We start from the raw sequence: 17,285 nt of genomic DNA, 5'->3' as shown, positions 1-17,285 counted from the left end.
TTGTGATTCTGTGACTTGTAGCCCATAGTCTGTGGTCATTCCGACGCCGATTATGGACTACAAGCTCTTAACTGAATATTTGAGTGATGCAGAGCGGCGACTCATTCTGCTCGTGCTGAGAGGTTGAGCTTGCGGAACATACAGCTTAAAGATTGCTTGACGGAGCTTTGGATCACCCAAAGCTGCGCTTCAATTTCTGCGTTGGTGTAACCTTTTGCAAGTAGTATCCACCATGTTGATTATAATGGGGCAATTTCTGGGCACAACCGTTTCAATTTCGCTTCGGCTCAAGGTTTCGATGTCAGGCAAGCGACGGTCTAAGCACTGCCGCACCAAAATTGACAACTCAATTTCGACTATGTTCAGCCAACTGCCATGCTTCGGGGTGTAGTGCCACTCCAATTTTTCCAGAATTCGTCGGGCTTCTTGTGCCTCAAACGTTTGATACAACGAAGTGGGAGAGTGAATATTGAGATTTTCGAGTATAAAACGAATCTTTGTTGCGCTCGGAAACCACTCATCGACGAGTTGCTTGAGCCACTGGGCAAAATCAGCATTGGTGCGGCGACCCTAAGATCCATAAATTGACGGTTGCAACTGACACAGATGTGATTTTGTTGACCGCTTCTATGTCCATTTTTACGGGTGTGAGTGGATGGGCAGTCCGGGCATGGCATCAAATCTGACCTCAATTCATCCCTCCAGTATGCAACGCCCGATTTTGCAGGGGAGCGATCGCCGCAAAGCCGATTTACGAGATGCCGAAGCCGATGTACAACTCTGATGTAGCGCGCCGCACAACAATCCAAATGCAGCGGACGGTTGAAAGCTACTGGCTATGTTGTCAAGGTTACTAGCCGTCGCTGATTTGGGGCGTTAGCTCGTCAGACCTGAAAGCAACAGTTAAGTTTTAGATGGGCTTGCTCTGCCGCTACATCTGTTTTTACCCATTGCCAACCAAGCTTTATGATGATGAGCGAACCGTTTGCCTTATCCTATGACTTCGATTCGTCTGCCCCGGCTGTTCCGTGATGTCGAACGTCCGTCGCTCTCTCGCCAAATGATGCGGGTTGGCGCGGCAATTGCGATCGTTTTCATTGCGATCGCGCTCCTTGCTCCCCTGTTTCAATCGATCGGATGGCTGCAAAATCCCACTGAGTTTCTCGACAATCCGCCCCATCAAGCGCCTTCTCTAGCTCATTGGTTTGGCACAAGCAGTCTGGGTTACGATGTCTTCTCTCGAACGCTGTTTGGCACGCAAGCGGCGCTTCAGGTCGTCATTTTGGCAACCACACTCAGCTTAATCATTGGCGTTCCGCTTGGCATGGTGAGCGGCTATTTGGGCGGTAGGCTCGATCGGGTTCTAATTTTCTTCATGGATACGATCTACACGCTACCGGGACTATTGCTCTCGGTGACGCTGGCATTTGTGGTCGGGCGAGGCGTTTTGAATGCTGCGATCGCGCTCAGCATCGCCTACGTTCCGCAATATTTTCGGGTAGTCCGAAATCAAACGATCAGCGTTAAAACCGAACTCTTCATCGAAGCGGCTCAAGCCATGGGCGCATCTACATGGCGCGTGCTTTCCCGCTACTTATTTTTAAACGTCATTCAAAGCGTCCCAGTTCTGTTTACCCTAAACGCCGCAGATGCCGTGCTAACCCTGGGCGGTCTCGGCTTTCTCGGTCTTGGCTTACCCGATGATGTGCCCGAATGGGGACGAGATCTCAATCAAGCTCTAGATGGGTTATCTACCGGCGGCATCTGGTGGACAGCCGTTTTTCCAGGATTAGCCATGACCCTCCTGGTTGTTGGGCTATCCCTTTTCGGCGAAGGCTTAAACGAACTCACCGAACGCAAAACCCGCTAAAAATCTTGACTCGCTAAAAATCTTCTAACAACCACTCAGAGGCGCGATCACCCAAATCGATCGGAATATTTACTGCTTTTCCCAACCTCGGCTTTTCGCGCGTCGTTTCAATAAAGGTTTGGACTTGCCCGATCGCATTCCACGCCGCCAAATACCTCGCCACCTGGTCGAGATGTTCCAAATATTCCGTCTCGCTCAACGGAAACGAAACCTGCTCTTGATAGCGCCACATCACCTGCACAAACAGCCTGCCCACAGCACGGCGAACCTGAATATCGTAGGAAAATCCCCACTTGTTAATGAGAAGCTGGCGGAGGTCTTGTCCAGTCATGGCAGGGTATTGCGCGAAGATCTTTAACATTTCGTATTAATTTTCAACTCCATCGCTTAGCTATGATGCTAGTGTCAAGAAATGTAATAATACATCTAAGAAAGACTACAAACTGGCTGTCCTGAAAGATTTCTAGCACCTGGCTTTAGATAGAAAAATTTTTAGAGGTTGTCATTGTAGCCACCCCATGTAACTAGATCTAAACACAGAGCCTTGGTAAAAGGTCTGCGCGTAAATCTTTTTTCACTTCGTCCCGCAATCCCTAGAGAGTAGACATGGCTCAACTTACTGGACCCGCAGATGATGTACCCAGCATGGGTCGTCGCCAATTCATGAACTTCCTGATGTTCGGCTCTGAGGCGCTCGTAGCAGCTGGAGCCTTATATCCGGTCATCAAATACTTTATCCCTCCCTCGTCAGGCACAGGTTCCGCAGGCGTCACCGCAAAAGATGCCCTCGGTAATGACATTGTGGTGAGCGACTATCTCGCCAGCCATCCCGCAGGAGATCGCTCTCTCGCCCAAGGTCTCAAAGGTGATCCGACCTACATCGTGGTGGAAGGGGATCAAGCGATCGCAAGTTATGGCATCAACGCCGTCTGCACTCACCTGGGCTGCGTCGTCCCCTGGAACGCCAGCGAGAACAAATTCATGTGCCCTTGCCACGGCTCTCAATACGACAACACTGGAAAAGTAGTGCGCGGCCCGGCTCCCCTGTCGTTGGCGCTGGTTCATGCCGATATTGCCGACAACAAAATTAGCTTTACCCCCTGGGAAGAAACCGATTTTCGCACCGGCGAAGATCCTTGGTGGACTTAAATCTTAACCAGTTTGCAACCTTTATTTATTCCGAGCGAGAATAATTTGCTAGAGATGAGAACAAACCTGATAACCATGACAAAGCGGGTCTGGGTTGCCTTGGCAACCGTCGCTATTCTACTGTCGGCAAGCCTAGCCCTGCCCCAATCTGCGGCGGCTTACCCAATTTTTGCTCAGCAGCAGTACGAGAACCCCCGTGAGGCAACGGGTCGGATTGTCTGTGCAAACTGCCACTTAGGCGCAAAACCTACAGAAATCGAAGTGCCTCAGTCTGTCCTGCCCGACTCTGTGTTTGAAGCGGTGGTTAAAATTCCCTACGATACCAGTGTGCAGCAAGTTCAAGGGGATGGCAGCAAAGGGCCTCTAAACGTTGGGGCAGTGTTGATGTTGCCCGACGGCTTTCAGTTAGCTCCGGAAGAGCGCTTACCCGAAGAAACAAAAGAAAAATTGGCTGAGCTTTACATCCAGCCCTACAGCGACGAGCATCCTAACTGGCTCGTGGTGGGCCCAGTACCGGGTGAGCAGTATCAAGAAATTGAGTTCCCTATTTTGTCCCCAAATCCCAACACCGACAAATCGTTGCGCTTTGGTAAGTACTCGGTGCATGCGGGTGGAAACCGGGGTCGCGGTCAGGTCTATCCGACAGGGGATAAGAGCAACAATGCCGTTTACAACGCTTCTGCAACGGGAACCATTGCCGCGATCGCAAAAACCGAGGAGGGCGGCTTTACAGTCACCATTAACTCTGACAAGGGCGCTGTGGAAGACACGATTCCCCCCGGTTCTGAGTTGCTCGTTGCTCAAGGTGACGAAGTTAAAGCGGGCGATGCGTTGACCAGTAACCCTAACGTGGGTGGGTTTGGTCAGATCGATGCGGAAATCGTGTTGCAAAATCCGAGCCGCATCAAGGGGCTATTGGCGTTCTTTGGAATAGTCACTTTGACTCAAATCATGCTGGTTCTCAAGAAGAAGCAAGTCGAGCGGGTTCAAGCCGCCGAAATGAACTTCTAAATTTGTCAAATCTTCTTTGTAAATTAGGGTTGGGCGAACGTCCAGCCCTTTTTTGAGGCATAAATTCAACGGTAGATATAGTAACCACCACCCAGATTAGAACATGATCATCAGGAGTCCAGGCTTGATGGTGTCTCAACATCGTCCAACAACGCACTAATAATTTGCGAGCGACTGCCACAATAGCTGTTTTCTTCCATGTTTTCTGCCCCTCACAAATACGCTTAAAGGTTCGTTGTGCCCAAGGGTTGAAGCGCAGCAGCATCCATGCCACCTCAACCAATGCTCCTGGCAATAACCTTGACCCTCAGCGGGTAATCGCCCCTAAGCGATTGGTTTGCCCAGACTGGCATTGGTCAGGAACTAACCCTACAACGAATCAGACCAGAAATCTGAGTGGGCGGCAGGGGATGCTTATGAACCTTACGTCGGTCGCTGGAGCGCCGTTTAGTTGCGATTGTCTGCTTGCCCAGCAAGCCGTAAAGTATGTGCGCGATCGAAACTTGACCCGCGATCGCAGGGCATAAATGAAAGAGGCTCAAGGGTGGGATTTAATTTCCAACGTTCCTGATGTCACCGTGGCATCCCAACGAGTCTGCGTGCCCTCGCGCCAAAACTTCAAATCAACGCGCGCCTCACCAACTTCAACACGCTCAAGCTTGATCGCCGACAACCAGTTGGGTAAGTGAGGGTCAACATACAAGTGACGGTGAGGGGCATCTGCTTGTAGTCCGAGCATGGCTTGCAGCAAATGAAATACCGAGGCAGCCGCCCACGCCTGCGGAACGTTTGCCTCTAAATATGGTGCAGGAAACGTGCCCGGTTCCCGTGGAATTCCTGCATATAGCTCAGGCAGCCGATAGCTCGCAAAATAATTTGCGGTATCAAAGATGCCCTGTGCAACTTGAGCCACTTGCTCTGCAAAGCCATACCGTCTAAAGCCCATCGCGATGATGCCGTTGTCATGAGGCCAGATGGTGCCCCGGTGATAGGAAAACGGGTTGTAAGCCGGGTTTTGGGTAGAAAGCGTCCGGATGCCCCATCCGCTCCACATATCGGGTTGTAAAAGGCGCTCTACTACCCGTGCAGCGCGATCAGGTCGGATAATCCCGCTCCACAAACAATGCCCTACATTTGAGGAAATAGTCTTAACGGGGCGCTTTTCGGGATCGAGCGTAAAGGCATAGAATCCCAAATCCTCGCACCAGAAGGTGTCCTCAAATTGCTGTTGGAGATGGGTTGCTTTGGTTCTAAGATTGTTAGCGCGATCGCACTCTCCCAAATACTCAAATACTTCTGCCATTCGCATCTGGGCATCAAAGGCATAGCCTTGCAGTTCGCACAAGGCTTTGGGCGCGTCAACTTGGGTTCCATCGGCATTTACGATCGCATCTCCCGAATCCTTCCATCCCTGATTCTCAATGCCCTTCGGCGATCGAACTTTATATTCTTGAAAGCCGTCGCCATCTAGATCACCGTAGCGATCGATCCACTCTAAACACCCCAATATCACATCGCGATGGTCGTTCAATAGCAAATCATCTCCCGACCACTTCCATGTTTCGTGTAGCGTAATCAAAAACAATGGCGTTGCATCTGCTGTTCCATAGTAGGGAGTGTGAGGAATCTGTTGAAGTTTTGCTAACTCCCCCTGCCGCACTTCGTGCAAAATCTTACCGGGTTCTGCATCGCGCCAATCGTCAAGTTCCGTTGCTTGCAACTCTGCAAGTTTTTTGAGTGCCCCTACTGCAAACCTCGAATGCACCATCATCGTTTGCAAACCAGTAATTAGGCTATCCCGCCCAAACAGCGTGACATATTTTGGTACACCTGCGGCAGCAATCCAGATATCAGATCCATAATCATAGTCAAACAACCGCAGTGCCCCTAAATCCTCAACCGATTGTTGGTACAGCCGATTCAAAGTTTCGTCTGATGAATCAATAGCGGTAACAGAGCCGCACCAATCAGCATGGAGTTGTTCAATTTCAGTGTTGATTTGGCTGGGGTCAACCGCAGATTGATAGCTATAGTCAAGAACATCCCGCACATGCTCATTGTCTGACAAAACATAGTTGCAGCAAGCTTTCCAGACCTCACCTGGCTGTAGCGTAATTTCAAAGGTGATGCGCCCGTTTGCATAATGCACCGGTGAACTGCAACGGCGAACACGATAGATTAAGCAACGATAAAAATCTTCATTTTGATACGTGGTTGACAATTCCCGCTTGTCGCTATTCCATACGGTTTCAATTCGTCCCCGTCTTACAAACTGCTGCGACTCAACCTCGAAAACATCTGCAAAGTCTGATCGCTGAACAATTTCAAGGCTAAAGCTCACTGGCTCAAGTCTATGATTTGTGAGTTCTAATTCCTCGTGAATTCCAGATTCTACAACGCGGCTGATCGTTAGAGATAGCTCTCCTGACAGAATTTCGCCATTTTTTGATGTGAACGTTGGATTTGCAAGATAAACTCGCGCCCCATAGTAGGTTGTCGTTGCTGAGCTAATCCGGAGCCACTCATGCCCATCAATATAAGATGCATAGTGGCTGAGAAACCGAGTATCGTCCGAAAAGATGCCAAGATATCCTTCAGAATGAATTTGCCCTGCCAAATCACTCACCATAAAGGTGCTGCCGTGATTGATTGTAAGAATAGGTGGACCAACGCTAATTCGCATGGTCTACTCCTTTGATATTTCTAAGATTAATACATTGATTTAGGCAAACGGTTTAGACAAACTTTGTTAAAGCATTCAAAAAAGCAAATCGAGATAGCTAGCGATCGCAGGGGGTGTCTGTTCTACAACAGAAAATCTATGTTGTTCGTGAGTTGGGCAACATAAATTTAGACCTGCGATCGCGATGGGTTAAATAAAACGAGGGATATTTTATGGTGAAGTTGTTGGGCTAACAGTCGGGTCAACAGTTGGGCTAACAGTTGGATCAATTGGAGTAGTCGGGGTGATTGTAGGACTAACGGTTGGAGTAGTCGTTGTGGTTCCACCCGTTCCACCCGTTCCAGTTGGCTCACAAGCGCCCAACAGAATTGATATCCCCAATACTGGAGCCAGTGCAATCAAAATTCTATTCATAGTTCCTCCACTAATGTAATGTCCATCGAACAAGATTTAGTAAGCTCAATCGTGTCTATTGCTAGGGCTATTCTGAATAGCATTTTTATTCTCTACGTCTATCAAATGGTGTACTTCTTATTCTAGTTAGGTGTTAAAAAAGCTATTTGACTATTTCAGCAAGACCTGCATCACTTACGATCGATCATGCATTCAAACCGTCTTATCTCTAACGTAACATTCAAAAGTGACGAGAAAATGATACAGAGCAGAACGGCAGTTTGAAATTGCAAGCCCAGGAGAAACCTGATGCCACAGCCTGCTAGGGCTAAAAGCCTCAGCGCTCTGAACTTTACTGAAAGGCAGGGTCACGATTTGTAACTTTTGATAGCACTTGTTCACCAAACACTTCAATAAATCGTTGTTGCTCTCGATTCACATTATGTAAATAAAGTTCATCAAATCCTAGCTCAATATAGTGCTGAAGCCATTCCACATGTTGTTCAGGCTCAGATGAAATGTTCACATGGGTATCCATATCATGCGGCTCAACCAATTCTGCCATTAGGTCAAACTGCTGAGGGCTACGCAGATCTGTCAACACTGAGCTTTGGAAAATATTAGTGCGCCATTGATCGTAGGCAAGCTCACGGGCGATCGCATCACTTGAGGCATACGACAGTTGAACCTTGAGGTACATCGGTTTACCATCTCCGCCTCCTTGCCGAAAGGACTCCACCACTGCCTTTAACTGGGACAGTGGCTGAGATATAGTGATCAAACCATCTGCCCAACTGCCGACCCACTTTGCAGTTTGGGGCGTAATGGCGGCTCCCATCATTTGAGGAAGCACAATTGGGCGGGTGTAAAGTTTAGCTTCCTCTATCCGAACAAATCCATCATGGGTTATGGTCTCGCCTGCCCACAGCGATCGCATTACATCAGCACATTCTTTTAGCCGTGCATTGCGTTGTTCTTTCGGTAACCAGCGATCGCCGGTAATTAGCTCATTCAAAGCTTGCCCACTACCGATTGCAATCCAAAACCGCTCTGGAAACAGTTCTGCAAGGGTAGCGGCGGCTTGAGCAACGATCGCCGGATGATAGCGTTGACCCGGCGCACAAACAACTCCAAACGGCAATGAAGTTGCTTGCAATGCCGCACCAAGCCACGCCCAGGCAAAACCGCTTTCGCCTTGTCGCTCACTCCACGGATGAAAATGATCTGAACACGAGATGCGGCTGAACCCTGCTTGTTCAGCAAGTTGGGCATATTTCAGTAAGGCACTGGGCTTAAACTGTTCATGAGAAGCATGATAACCAACCTTGACCATGGTCGCTTTCTAACCTCAATCCTTAGCTGTTAATCTATGCAATCAACGTTGCTACACCAAACGCAATGGACTCTTTAAAGAAGTATGTTTTGCTTAGCAAGTGCAACAGATCATCCGACAGGTGCGATCGCTTCATCATCAAAAGCTTTCAGGAAAGACGCGTGCTCGTCTACGAGATCGCCGAGGTTGCCGAGACGAAATCGCATTCATGATTCGCAGTGTGCTGCTAACAAACCGTTCTTCTCCGCTCTGCTCTTCACGATGTCCCAAACTGCGTAATCCGTTTAGGTCAAGGAAACTAAAGACAACTTTTGAGAAGAACGGCACCAAGCAAAACAAAAAGGTATCAACGTTTTGATCAAATAAACGAATTCCTGATGGACCTAAAATCCAAATAATTGGATAGCAAACCCAGGTGATGGTAAAAAACGTGGTTAGCCCTTTGTAGAAGCTCGATAGTTCCGCATTGCCCCTAGTTTTTGCTCGCAATGGTACCCAGATACCCCACATGACGACAAGGAAAGCAACACACCCAATCGTGTACCACAAATACCTAACCCACGGGACATCAGATAGGTCTGCAATTAAGCCAGAGATAACAACAACTACCTGAGTTGCCATCAACGAGAAGGTCAATGTCCAGTCTTTATCAGATTGATGATACATGGCTGTCCAAGAGAGGGCAAGCAGCAATAGCGGTGTTGTTATGAGCCAATCGCCATAGCGAGCGAAATGAGTAATCTGCCCTGCAACCTCAATTTTGCCTTGTTCTAAGCCGTTCCCACTGGTCGGAAGAACCATTAACAAATACATTAAGCCTGACCAAATTGGGATGAATGTAGCAACGAAATATTCAAGCTTGGGAAGACCACGAGGATTGCGACCTAGAATTGCAAAATAGATCGCTCCAATCGACATACCAGCAATGTAAAGCCAATGGAAGATAGATTGCCAATCCATACTCTAACCTCTAAAAATTTGCGTAGACGGCACCAGTTAACATCTGTACGTCACTTCAACGTGTGGCAAGTTGAACGTAAAGTTTTCCTATGATTAGAAGCTAAAGTCAGCTTTTACTTCCCTCGCTAGGAGGAGACAGTTGAGAAAGCTCATATTATTGAATAGTTTTTCAGGTTAGCCAGTCAAAATTGGGGGTAGCTTGACTTGATTTCAATATTGTTTGAGAAAGTGACAGAAATGTGACAACTCAGGTTACTGCTTTGATACGGAGCAGAATCTCTCTTCGGTCAGTTACATTTCCTGTTTTGCTTGTCGTATCAGTAATGCGATCGCAGATTCTGGCATAGCAACGCGATCGCACTACCAACACGAGGAAAAATGCTATGAAGTTTGGGCAATGGTTAGGACTGATTGCTGTAATTGCCTCACTGTACATTATTTGGCAAATTTGCCGACTTCTGTTGCTCCTGTTCACAGCGATTGTGTTAGCAACTGCCCTCAACTTGCTGGTGCAGCAACTGCAACGCCTTGGACTCAAGCGAGGTTGGGCAGTTCTCCTTACTCTTTTCTCGCTTATCCTTGCCCTCGTTGGTATATCCTGGTTAATCATTCCACCTTTTCTAGATCAGTTTAGCCATCTTATTGCGCTATTTCCTACAGGGCTAGAGCAGATTGAACAGGCGATCAACTGGCTAGAAAATCGAGTGCTTGATCCCTACTTTCCCAACATTCCTGACGCGAATGGATTGCTAAGACAGATCCAGCCATTTGCGACCAATCTCTTAGGACAAGGCGTTGCTCTGTTTACAACGTCTGTGAACGCAGCATTAGAGTTAGCATTGGTTCTAATATTGGCATTGATGTTGCTGATTAACCCTCAAGCCTATCGTCAGGCTTTTATACGGTTCTTTTGCCTTTTATCGATCACGAATTGATGAAGTTCTTACTTGTTGTGCCGTAGGTCTAGGGCACTGGACAGTTGGAGCCTTGATCGAGATGGTCTTTATTGGGGTTTTAAGCGGCGTTGGGTTGTGGCTCTTGCAGGTGCCTCTAGCGCTAGCCCATGCGGTGCTAGCAGGGCTATTAAATTTTATTCCAAATGTTGGACCTACTTTAAGTGCAGTGTTGCCAATTACGATCGCGTTTCTTGATGCTCCTTGGAAAGCGTTGGCTGTCTTAGTGCTGTATATTATCATTCAGAATATAGAGAGCTACTGGCTTACGCCAACTGTGATGGCAAATCAAGTTGCGTTGTTACCTGCTATCACTTTAGCTTCACAAATCTTTTTCACGACGCTCTTTGGTGCATTAGGGCTGCTGATGGCAATTCCACTTGCGGTTGTTGTGAAAACCTGGATTGAGGAAGTCTTGTTTAAAGATATTCTCGATCGTTGGCAACGGTCTGCTTAGCCCAACTGTCGCATCTCATTAACATTTCAAAACGTTGACTTGCTCTAAATCTTCATTGCTTATTTAATACCTTTTGATAAGGAGCTATTGTATAACCTGCAATAATGTTCTCTGCTCCGTGTTTTCTCAGATGTTGACCAAATTGCTCGATTTCCTCTGGAAACGTGTTTAGCCAATCGTTTTTCACTAGATAGATAACAGGGGAATTTAAAACTTGAGTAACGCAGCGATCGCAGCGAACATAATCTTGATCATGCGGTGTACAACTCAGTAGACTAGGGTTAGGAATACACATAAGATACGATGCCCAATAGTTGCCAATAAATCCTGCTTGCCCAAGTGCTTCAAGGGGTTGCAGTTGTGCACTTTTTGATAGAGGCTTTTCAAGTGAAAATACATATCCTGGAAGGCTAAAGCTACCTAGCAGAGCAGTAATTAACAAAAGCGCATTCATTCGTTTGAGCACAGTTTGGCTTATACTCAAGCAATGGAAATGCTCAACAATCAGAAGGGCGCTAATCCAAACAAAAAGATAAACAACGATGAAATATCGAGAGGGTACACTCTGATAATAAGTCCAATATGAGGCAAGGATTAATAGAAAAGTAAGGAATGCACTCATCAAGAAAAACATTGCCCACTTTAACTGTGGCGAAAGAGGTAGAGTAAAGGATTGGTGACAATAAGCGTGAAAAATGTATTTAATAATCGCGCCTATGGCAATTAAACTGGTAATAGAGTGCAAACTCAAGAATAGATTATTTGCTTGAAATAACAGGACGCTTAGTGTAGAAGTAAAGGCTACTTGAATAATCTCAACAATAATACTTAAGTTATTGATTTGTGCAAACCCAACCTTGATATCCTCTGGAGACGCAGTTAGCTTTGCATAAGCTAAAAAAGCAACCCAAGCTAATAGAATAATGAGAGCATACAGCAGATTTGATTTAAATAGATTTATTTGACGTAAGCTAGATGATTGAGGTGCGATCGCTCGAAATTTCGCAGTGCGATAGTTCCTAAAAAACCGAACTAATATTAGAATTATGGCTAACAAAACTGGCGCGATCGAGAGTTCGGAAACCCATACGCTGAGGAGCAAAGCAGAAATAATAATCAAGATGAATATTCGACTTTCATAGGATTTTCTTGCTGAAGTTTGCATTAGATTTTGTGCAAATATAACTGCAATTCCAAATAAGGCAAATTGTGGGCTGTAGGGGTGAGCTACTTCCACAACTTTCATGAACGGAGTAGCTGGAAGAAACCAAACCAATGCCAAGATAACTCTTGAAAGACCTCTTGAAAGGAGGCTAGCAAAGCAAAAATATCCAGTCAGCAGCAAGAGAAAATGAACATATGAGACTGCTTTAAGCGGCGAGATCGAGACGATTTTTAAGATAAGATGACTCACAATTGGTAAGAGGCTACCAAGGCGGCTTTGTCCCCAAAAATATAAATCGTCTGGCAGCTTTAAGTCATTTGCCATCAATACATGAATGGCTTGATCCGCATCAAAATCAGGAGTGAGGAATCCTGCAAAAGCGCGAAATGAGATGAAGATGACAAGGAGAGGTAATAAGTAGTAGAATGCTGAACTTGCGCCAAATTTACTCATAAAGTGATCTGAATTAGTCTTGGCTTCTCTCTTGATATTTTGATGATTAATCTAAGCCTATCTAAACGAAAATAAGTTGTATTTCAAGATGCAAAAAATAGCTCGACATCCATCTTTCCAACCAATTTTCTTCCCTTCTTTATATGTTCGTCCGTAGTAGGAAATTCCGACCTCATAAATTCGGCAATCCATTTTGGCAACTTTCGCTGTAATTTCTGGTTCAAAACCAAACCGATTTTCCTGAATCTTAACGGCTTGAATAATATCTCGGCGAAAGGCTTTATAACAGGTTTCCATATCCGTCAAATTAACATTGGTCAACATGTTAGAGAGCATTGTTAAACCGCGATTGACCACCATATGCCAGAAATAGACAACACGATGAGGCTGCCCGCCCATGAACCGAGAGCCAAACACTACATCGGCTTTGCCCTCTAAAATAGGTCTGAGCAGAAGCGGAAATTCTTGGGGGTCGTATTCCAAATCAGCATCTTGAACGATCACTACATCTCCAGTTGCGGCAGCAAATCCACTGCGTAGGGCTGCCCCTTTACCTTGATTGTTAGGATGGTAGATAACCCGATCAACCTGTGGCTCAATTGCCCGTTGCAACAGTTCTCTAGTTCCGTCTGTTGAGCCATCATCAACAACGATCAGTTCCAAATCTGGAATAGGAGAAGCTTTAACAGCTTTAACAACCTCTCCAATTGTCCCCAATTCATTGAAGCATGGAATGACAACAGATAATTTCATGGATTGCTAACTCCGCTTTGTTGCTAAACAGAAATTATTCATCCCAAACTGAAAATATTGATGATGAAAGTCCTGAAACTTGGCTTCTCTCACAATTATGTTCTGGAGTGCTTGGCGATCGTAATATCGTTTGTGATCTCGAATTTCTGCCTCATCTACAATCTTGAGTTGATAAGCCAAAAACTCAAGAACTGGTTGTGCCCAAACCGATGGAACGGTGAGAATCAGTTTGCCAGAGTGTTTTAGAACGCGATGAATTTCCCGCAGAATCGGAGTTTCGTGTTCGAGATGCTCTAAGACTGCTAACATTGTCACCACATCAAAACTATTGTCTGGAAAGGGCAATGAATCGATGAGTTTAATCGGAATTGTCTCGATATTATTGGTCTGCATCCGCTCAACTTTGAAGTCAACGCCAACACCGTGGGCAATATGAGGCGCGATCGCATTGAGCAACACTGCCGAGCGACCACATCCTATATCTAGTAGCTTTGCATTAGCCGGAATCTGGCGGACAACCTGCCGCACTCGCAACTTGCGTAACAACGGTTCTAACAACACTTCTGACATATCTACACTGCCTCTATCCTCTATCCTATGCAACGTTTAAGCAAGGTTAGCTTACCATCAGTATGAGTATCCGCTGCTCCCAAATCCTACACTCACAAGTTGCGTTCCAGTTCCCAGTCATCCGGCTAGCCTGCACCATGGTAAATAGCTTGACAAGAAGGCAAATTCATCTCCTCTATCTGCGGGGATGTCTGAGCCGAAGCGGTGGTGATTTTTGTCGCTTTTGTCGAGCAGAGCGAGAATGGCGTTCCTCATGAGAGATCGGCACTGCATAGTCGCTTGGCACGATTGGAACTCCCCGCTGTTGAGCAAAGACCTTGGTAAATGTTGCGCCGATAAACAGCACCTGAGCCGCGTAATAAATCCAGGTGATCACGATGATAAATGAGCCTGCCACACCATAAGCAGAACCAAAATCAGTTTGATTGAGAAACAGCCCAAATAAGGCTTGTCCCAACAAAAATAGAATGGTTGTGATCACTGCCCCGATGACCGTATTGCGCCATTCAATTTCAGCATCAGGCAAAATTGTATACATCATGGCAAAAATAACAGTTGTAACTGTAAACGTTAGTATCCAGCGCAGCAAATGCCACACATATCCCAATCCTGGAGCCAACTCATTGAGATACTCTACGATCGCAGCTAGTGCAGTTGTGCCGACAAATGATACGAGCAACAGAAATGCAACTGCCAAAATCATCGCGAAAGATAATAAGCGCTTGCGTAAAAAGTGTAGCCATTGCCGCTCTGGTATTGGTTTAACTTCCCAAATGCGATCGAGGGCGTGCTGTATCTGGCTAAAGACCCCCGATGCCCCAAATATTAGAAACCCTAAACTAATCACAAGTTGAATCGGACCTCCCTCTGCCTCAGCTCGCATGTTTTCGATCGCGGTTGCCATCAGTTGAGCGCCCTCTTCTCCCATAAATTCTGCAAGTTGCGCCACGATCTGTTCTTGCGCCGTTGATTCACCAAAAATTGCGCCTACCACCATAACAACAATCACCATCAGGGGCGCAAGGGAGAAGACCGTAACGTAGGCAAGGGAAGATGCTAAAAGCGATGCGTCATTGACCTGCCATTCTTCAATCGTCGCTTTCAATAATCGCCAACCCTTTCTAAAAATCGTCATAGCTTGCCTGCATTGCTATTTCAAATCGTTCGCATCTCCTATCAGCGATCGCGCTCAGCATTGGCATTTATCCGGTTGAGTTTACATAACTATTCATAGAACCCTTGGCAATACTTTTCTTATTGTTCACTATAGATCAACATAATGGCTGTCAACTAGAGACGCGACACCAACAAAATGATGCCAGAAAAATATTACTCAAATTGAGAAGGCTCTGGAGATGCTTCTTGAGCAAAACCTCTGCTGGGTAAAACAAAGCACCCTGTTAGCAAGACAGTAATCGAAAGCCCATGCCAGCTTAAACCCTTGATGCAACGCTTGGAAACGTCTTGAGGCAAGCAAGTGCGAATCGAGAAATGGCTAAACTGAAACACGCTTATCACAGATTTGCCTACGGGCTTGGTAGGAGTGTAAGTTATCAGATCATTGGCGCGATCGCTGGAGTATTTGAGCGAAAACATGGGATCGAAAACAGTTCTTTGTCCCCTGATTATCTCATGCTCTTAGGCGACAAAGGCAGTCATTGCAAGAAGTGAAGCGAGCAATCTTTCTTTAGCTGCTAGTAACGCAAAACAGCAGCAATGGGTTTGTTCCCCGGTACTTTGTCTGGCTCAACTGCATAAACTGTTCCTCCATTTAGCAGGGTATGTAAGGCAGCAAAATCTAACAGGTCTTCGTTGCCTGGTTCAGAAGCAGAATGCATTTTCACCTCTCCAGTTTCAGGGTTAAATCGTCCCCACTGTTGCTGCCCAACCGGAACAAACAGAGCTTCAACCTGATGATAGTATGCGGCTGAAACCACAGTTTGGACTTCACTTGCTGTTTGCCCCGTTGTCTCTGTCAAAGCCTCGTATTGGCTGATTACTTCTTGCTGAGTTTGTTCAAAGTAGGGTTGCACGATCGCCCAAGCTGATTGCTGTAGCTCTTCGGCGGTCAAGGTCTCTGGGTTGCCAGGGATACCGTCTTCCAGCACATAGGAGTAAGTATTAGCTTGACGATAAAGCGGGAAGAGATACTCTACACCTGCCAAAATTAGCGGCGATCGCTGATTTTTGAGAAAGGTTTGTAAGCCGTCGTTTACTTGACGGAAGTAACGGATCAGATTCTCGTTTTGGTCATCCTCTCCGGCTCCCTGACCGTGAAAGATTGCGGCTCGACTACCACCGCTTCCCGATGGAGGAGTGCCCGTGTGAAACTGTAAACTCTTTTCAGGATCATCAAATCTCAGTGCTTCTGCCATGCTGGTCGGCATATCCTCTAGCTCAATTTCACCCACACTAAAGCGAGTTCCTTGAAACAATCGGATTTGATTTTGGCTGAGCGCTAAGATATAAAATTGCCCATCTCCAGACAACAACGGCAGCAGGGGTTTGACATGGAACCGATTGCACAGCGCACCTCCTTCAGTATCGTTTTTAGCATCATTAACAACAACTAATTCAGGAACGTCGATTGGCAACCGATAGTAACGAAATAAATTGGGTGAAAGAAAGATCGCTAATCCGGTTTGCTGATGCTGCCAAAATTCGTAATTATCCAGTTGAAGTGCAGGTTCTAGCAAGTCTCTTGCAGCTTGTCCGCGCAGTCCTCCTGCGATCAGTCTTTCCTCTGCTTGGCGTATCAAATTCTTAAACCGAATCGGGTTCTGCTGTGTTTCAACTCCTAATCGCTCCATTGGTGAATAAATTGAAACACAAGTCGTTTCAGATTCTGTGGTTAAGACCGTTAGCTCATCAGTTGAAAAGAGATTCATATTATTTTCCCTCGTGTATGTCTAAGTTTGCTTACGCGATGACAACAGTTTGGCTTCTGATACCACATTAATCTATAAATGCTACAGACGTGTGACCTCCCCCAACCCCTCCTGACTAAGGAGGGGAGCCGGAAAGTCTTTCCTAACCAAGGGGGGATACCATAGGCAGGGGGGTCGAGGATCTGTCGCCGTGAAAAATCAATTTGGTATGAGTCATCAATCTTTCTATTTTCCAAGCTTTTATCTATTGATTAGAACTCCGTGGTTTTATCCTTTGGTTTTATCTTGAACGACTCAAGCCTCGATCAAGTGTTGAACCGCTTGCCACCGATGAGAGCGCCCATTTTTTTGGTGCCAATACCAATACTCGCATCCCCAAAGCAACACAGTGTTGTAGCCAAAACTGTTGAGCAATTTTACGAGATTGTTCATTCGCTGGGGCGAAGCACTGGCTGAATCAAAAGTAGAGTCACAATTGTTGCGATCGCTGTTTTATCTAAATAAAACCTACTTTTACAGTGGGTATGAAATGTGACGAGAAGGTGACAGATAGGGACAATCTCGCCAAATCCTCCTCAAGATATCTAGTCGCAGGTCTGGATTTCTAGGGTTTATTCCAAGATTTGGCAGCGCCAAGCTAGCGATCA

At 46.3% G+C, this 17,285-nt stretch carries 17 protein-coding genes and 3 pseudogenes; 5 read left to right on the top strand and 15 right to left on the bottom strand.

Going from position 1 to position 17,285, the window contains the following annotated elements; all coding sequences use genetic code 11:
- Nucleotides 1-101: 101 nt before the first annotated feature.
- The 3 genes and pseudogenes from GS601_RS23570 to GS601_RS23145 form a co-directional block, all read right to left on the bottom strand.
- A complete protein-coding gene (locus GS601_RS23570) occupies nt 102-227 on the bottom strand; it encodes a LuxR C-terminal-related transcriptional regulator (protein WP_338017002.1) in 126 nt (41 codons plus the stop codon).
- 55 nt (nt 228-282) lie between these two features.
- Nucleotides 283-567 (bottom strand): annotated as a pseudogene (locus GS601_RS08770) (transposase); the annotation flags it as partial.
- 11 nt (nt 568-578) lie between these two features.
- Nucleotides 579-677, bottom strand: a pseudogene (locus tag GS601_RS23145) (IS1/IS1595 family N-terminal zinc-binding domain-containing protein); the annotation flags it as partial.
- Between the two features lie 320 nt (nt 678-997).
- On the opposite strand from GS601_RS23145, the gene GS601_RS08765 reads away from it, so the two are divergent.
- A complete protein-coding gene (locus tag GS601_RS08765) occupies nt 998-1,870 on the top strand; it encodes an ABC transporter permease (RefSeq protein ID WP_162422898.1) in 873 nt (290 codons plus the stop codon).
- A 13-nt stretch (nt 1,871-1,883) separates the two neighbouring features.
- Here GS601_RS08765 and GS601_RS08760 read toward each other — a convergent pair whose 3' ends face one another.
- Complete coding sequence (locus GS601_RS08760) at nt 1,884-2,201, bottom strand: DUF3067 family protein (RefSeq protein WP_162422897.1); 318 nt, start codon at nt 2,199-2,201, stop codon at nt 1,884-1,886.
- Between the two features lie 275 nt (nt 2,202-2,476).
- Here GS601_RS08760 and petC point away from each other — a divergent pair, with 275 nt between their 5' ends.
- Nucleotides 2,477-3,019, top strand: a complete 543-nt coding sequence (gene petC / locus GS601_RS08755) for a cytochrome b6-f complex iron-sulfur subunit (protein WP_162422896.1) — start codon at nt 2,477-2,479, stop codon at nt 3,017-3,019.
- A 75-nt stretch (nt 3,020-3,094) separates the two neighbouring features.
- Nucleotides 3,095-4,030, top strand: a complete 936-nt coding sequence (petA, locus tag GS601_RS08750) for a cytochrome f (RefSeq protein WP_238393162.1) — start codon at nt 3,095-3,097, stop codon at nt 4,028-4,030.
- Nucleotides 4,031-4,139: 109 nt separating this feature from the next.
- Here the strand turns inward: petA and GS601_RS24045 are convergent.
- The 5 genes and pseudogenes from GS601_RS24045 to GS601_RS08730 all read right to left on the bottom strand — a co-directional run.
- Nucleotides 4,140-4,400 (bottom strand): annotated as a pseudogene (locus GS601_RS24045) (transposase); the annotation flags it as partial.
- A 168-nt stretch (nt 4,401-4,568) separates the two neighbouring features.
- A complete protein-coding gene (locus tag GS601_RS08745) occupies nt 4,569-6,713 on the bottom strand; it encodes an amylo-alpha-1,6-glucosidase (protein ID WP_162422895.1) in 2,145 nt (714 codons plus the stop codon).
- A 210-nt stretch (nt 6,714-6,923) separates the two neighbouring features.
- Nucleotides 6,924-7,127, bottom strand: coding sequence for a hypothetical protein (locus GS601_RS08740; RefSeq protein ID WP_162422827.1), 204 nt, complete (start codon nt 7,125-7,127; stop codon nt 6,924-6,926).
- 331 nt (nt 7,128-7,458) lie between these two features.
- The gene (locus tag GS601_RS08735; protein ID WP_162422894.1) at nt 7,459-8,439 is read right to left on the bottom strand and encodes a TIGR03885 family FMN-dependent LLM class oxidoreductase; all 981 of its coding nucleotides are present in this window, start codon (nt 8,437-8,439) and stop codon (nt 7,459-7,461) included.
- A gap of 138 nt (nt 8,440-8,577) precedes the next feature.
- Complete coding sequence (locus tag GS601_RS08730; RefSeq protein WP_162422893.1) at nt 8,578-9,399, bottom strand: bacteriorhodopsin; 822 nt, start codon at nt 9,397-9,399, stop codon at nt 8,578-8,580.
- 383 nt (nt 9,400-9,782) lie between these two features.
- Between GS601_RS08730 and GS601_RS23565 the strand changes: the two genes are divergently transcribed.
- Together GS601_RS23565 and GS601_RS23560 are read left to right on the top strand one after the other, a co-directional pair.
- On the top strand, nt 9,783-10,334 hold the full coding sequence (locus GS601_RS23565) for an AI-2E family transporter (RefSeq protein WP_274381962.1): 552 nt from the start codon (nt 9,783-9,785) through the stop codon (nt 10,332-10,334).
- On the top strand, nt 10,285-10,809 hold the full coding sequence (locus GS601_RS23560) for an AI-2E family transporter (protein WP_338017001.1): 525 nt from the start codon (nt 10,285-10,287) through the stop codon (nt 10,807-10,809). The genes GS601_RS23565 and GS601_RS23560 overlap by 50 nt, the downstream gene beginning before the upstream one ends.
- A gap of 52 nt (nt 10,810-10,861) precedes the next feature.
- Here the strand turns inward: GS601_RS23560 and GS601_RS08720 are convergent, their stop codons facing one another.
- The 6 genes from GS601_RS08720 to GS601_RS08695 all read right to left on the bottom strand — a co-directional run bounded on the left by GS601_RS08720 (nt 10,862) and on the right by GS601_RS08695 (nt 17,070).
- Nucleotides 10,862-12,427: a hypothetical protein gene (locus GS601_RS08720; protein ID WP_162422892.1), complete on the bottom strand. Its 1,566-nt coding sequence runs from the start codon at nt 12,425-12,427 to the stop codon at nt 10,862-10,864.
- A 57-nt stretch (nt 12,428-12,484) separates the two neighbouring features.
- On the bottom strand, nt 12,485-13,180 hold the full coding sequence (locus GS601_RS08715; protein ID WP_162422891.1) for a glycosyltransferase family 2 protein: 696 nt from the start codon (nt 13,178-13,180) through the stop codon (nt 12,485-12,487).
- 6 nt (nt 13,181-13,186) lie between these two features.
- On the bottom strand, nt 13,187-13,750 hold the full coding sequence (locus tag GS601_RS08710) for a class I SAM-dependent methyltransferase (protein WP_162422890.1): 564 nt from the start codon (nt 13,748-13,750) through the stop codon (nt 13,187-13,189).
- Between the two features lie 175 nt (nt 13,751-13,925).
- Complete coding sequence (locus GS601_RS08705) at nt 13,926-14,885, bottom strand: YihY/virulence factor BrkB family protein (RefSeq protein WP_162422889.1); 960 nt, start codon at nt 14,883-14,885, stop codon at nt 13,926-13,928.
- A gap of 559 nt (nt 14,886-15,444) precedes the next feature.
- A complete protein-coding gene (locus tag GS601_RS08700) occupies nt 15,445-16,638 on the bottom strand; it encodes a baeRF7 domain-containing protein (protein ID WP_162422888.1) in 1,194 nt (397 codons plus the stop codon).
- A gap of 294 nt (nt 16,639-16,932) precedes the next feature.
- A complete protein-coding gene (locus tag GS601_RS08695) occupies nt 16,933-17,070 on the bottom strand; it encodes a hypothetical protein (RefSeq protein ID WP_162422887.1) in 138 nt (45 codons plus the stop codon).
- Between the last annotated feature and the right edge of the window lie 215 nt (nt 17,071-17,285).

The organism is Myxacorys almedinensis A, assembly GCF_010091945.1.
Classification (GTDB): domain Bacteria; phylum Cyanobacteriota; class Cyanobacteriia; order Leptolyngbyales; family Leptolyngbyaceae; genus Myxacorys; species Myxacorys almedinensis.
The sequence above is the reverse complement of the archived record's forward strand: the minus strand, read 5'-3'. Positions and strand labels throughout refer to the sequence as shown.

Excerpts from the sequence above, each read along its gene's own strand:
- GS601_RS08765 (WP_162422898.1), top strand. The coding sequence starts at position 998 with ATGACTTCGATTCGTCTGCCCCGGCTGTTCCGTGATGTCGAACGTCCG.
- GS601_RS08760 (WP_162422897.1), bottom strand. The coding sequence starts at position 2,201 with ATGACTGGACAAGACCTCCGCCAGCTTCTCATTAACAAGTGGGGATTT.
- petC (WP_162422896.1), top strand. The coding sequence starts at position 2,477 with ATGGCTCAACTTACTGGACCCGCAGATGATGTACCCAGCATGGGTCGT.
- petA (WP_238393162.1), top strand. The coding sequence starts at position 3,095 with ATGACAAAGCGGGTCTGGGTTGCCTTGGCAACCGTCGCTATTCTACTG.
- GS601_RS08745 (WP_162422895.1), bottom strand. The coding sequence starts at position 6,713 with ATGCGAATTAGCGTTGGTCCACCTATTCTTACAATCAATCACGGCAGC.
- GS601_RS08740 (WP_162422827.1), bottom strand. The coding sequence starts at position 7,127 with ATGAATAGAATTTTGATTGCACTGGCTCCAGTATTGGGGATATCAATT.
- GS601_RS08735 (WP_162422894.1), bottom strand. The coding sequence starts at position 8,439 with ATGGTCAAGGTTGGTTATCATGCTTCTCATGAACAGTTTAAGCCCAGT.
- GS601_RS08730 (WP_162422893.1), bottom strand. The coding sequence starts at position 9,399 with ATGGATTGGCAATCTATCTTCCATTGGCTTTACATTGCTGGTATGTCG.
- GS601_RS23565 (WP_274381962.1), top strand. The coding sequence starts at position 9,783 with ATGAAGTTTGGGCAATGGTTAGGACTGATTGCTGTAATTGCCTCACTG.
- GS601_RS08720 (WP_162422892.1), bottom strand. The coding sequence starts at position 12,427 with ATGAGTAAATTTGGCGCAAGTTCAGCATTCTACTACTTATTACCTCTC.
- GS601_RS08715 (WP_162422891.1), bottom strand. The coding sequence starts at position 13,180 with ATGAAATTATCTGTTGTCATTCCATGCTTCAATGAATTGGGGACAATT.
- GS601_RS08710 (WP_162422890.1), bottom strand. The coding sequence starts at position 13,750 with ATGTCAGAAGTGTTGTTAGAACCGTTGTTACGCAAGTTGCGAGTGCGG.
- GS601_RS08705 (WP_162422889.1), bottom strand. The coding sequence starts at position 14,885 with ATGACGATTTTTAGAAAGGGTTGGCGATTATTGAAAGCGACGATTGAA.
- GS601_RS08700 (WP_162422888.1), bottom strand. The coding sequence starts at position 16,638 with ATGAATCTCTTTTCAACTGATGAGCTAACGGTCTTAACCACAGAATCT.
- GS601_RS08695 (WP_162422887.1), bottom strand. The coding sequence starts at position 17,070 with ATGAACAATCTCGTAAAATTGCTCAACAGTTTTGGCTACAACACTGTG.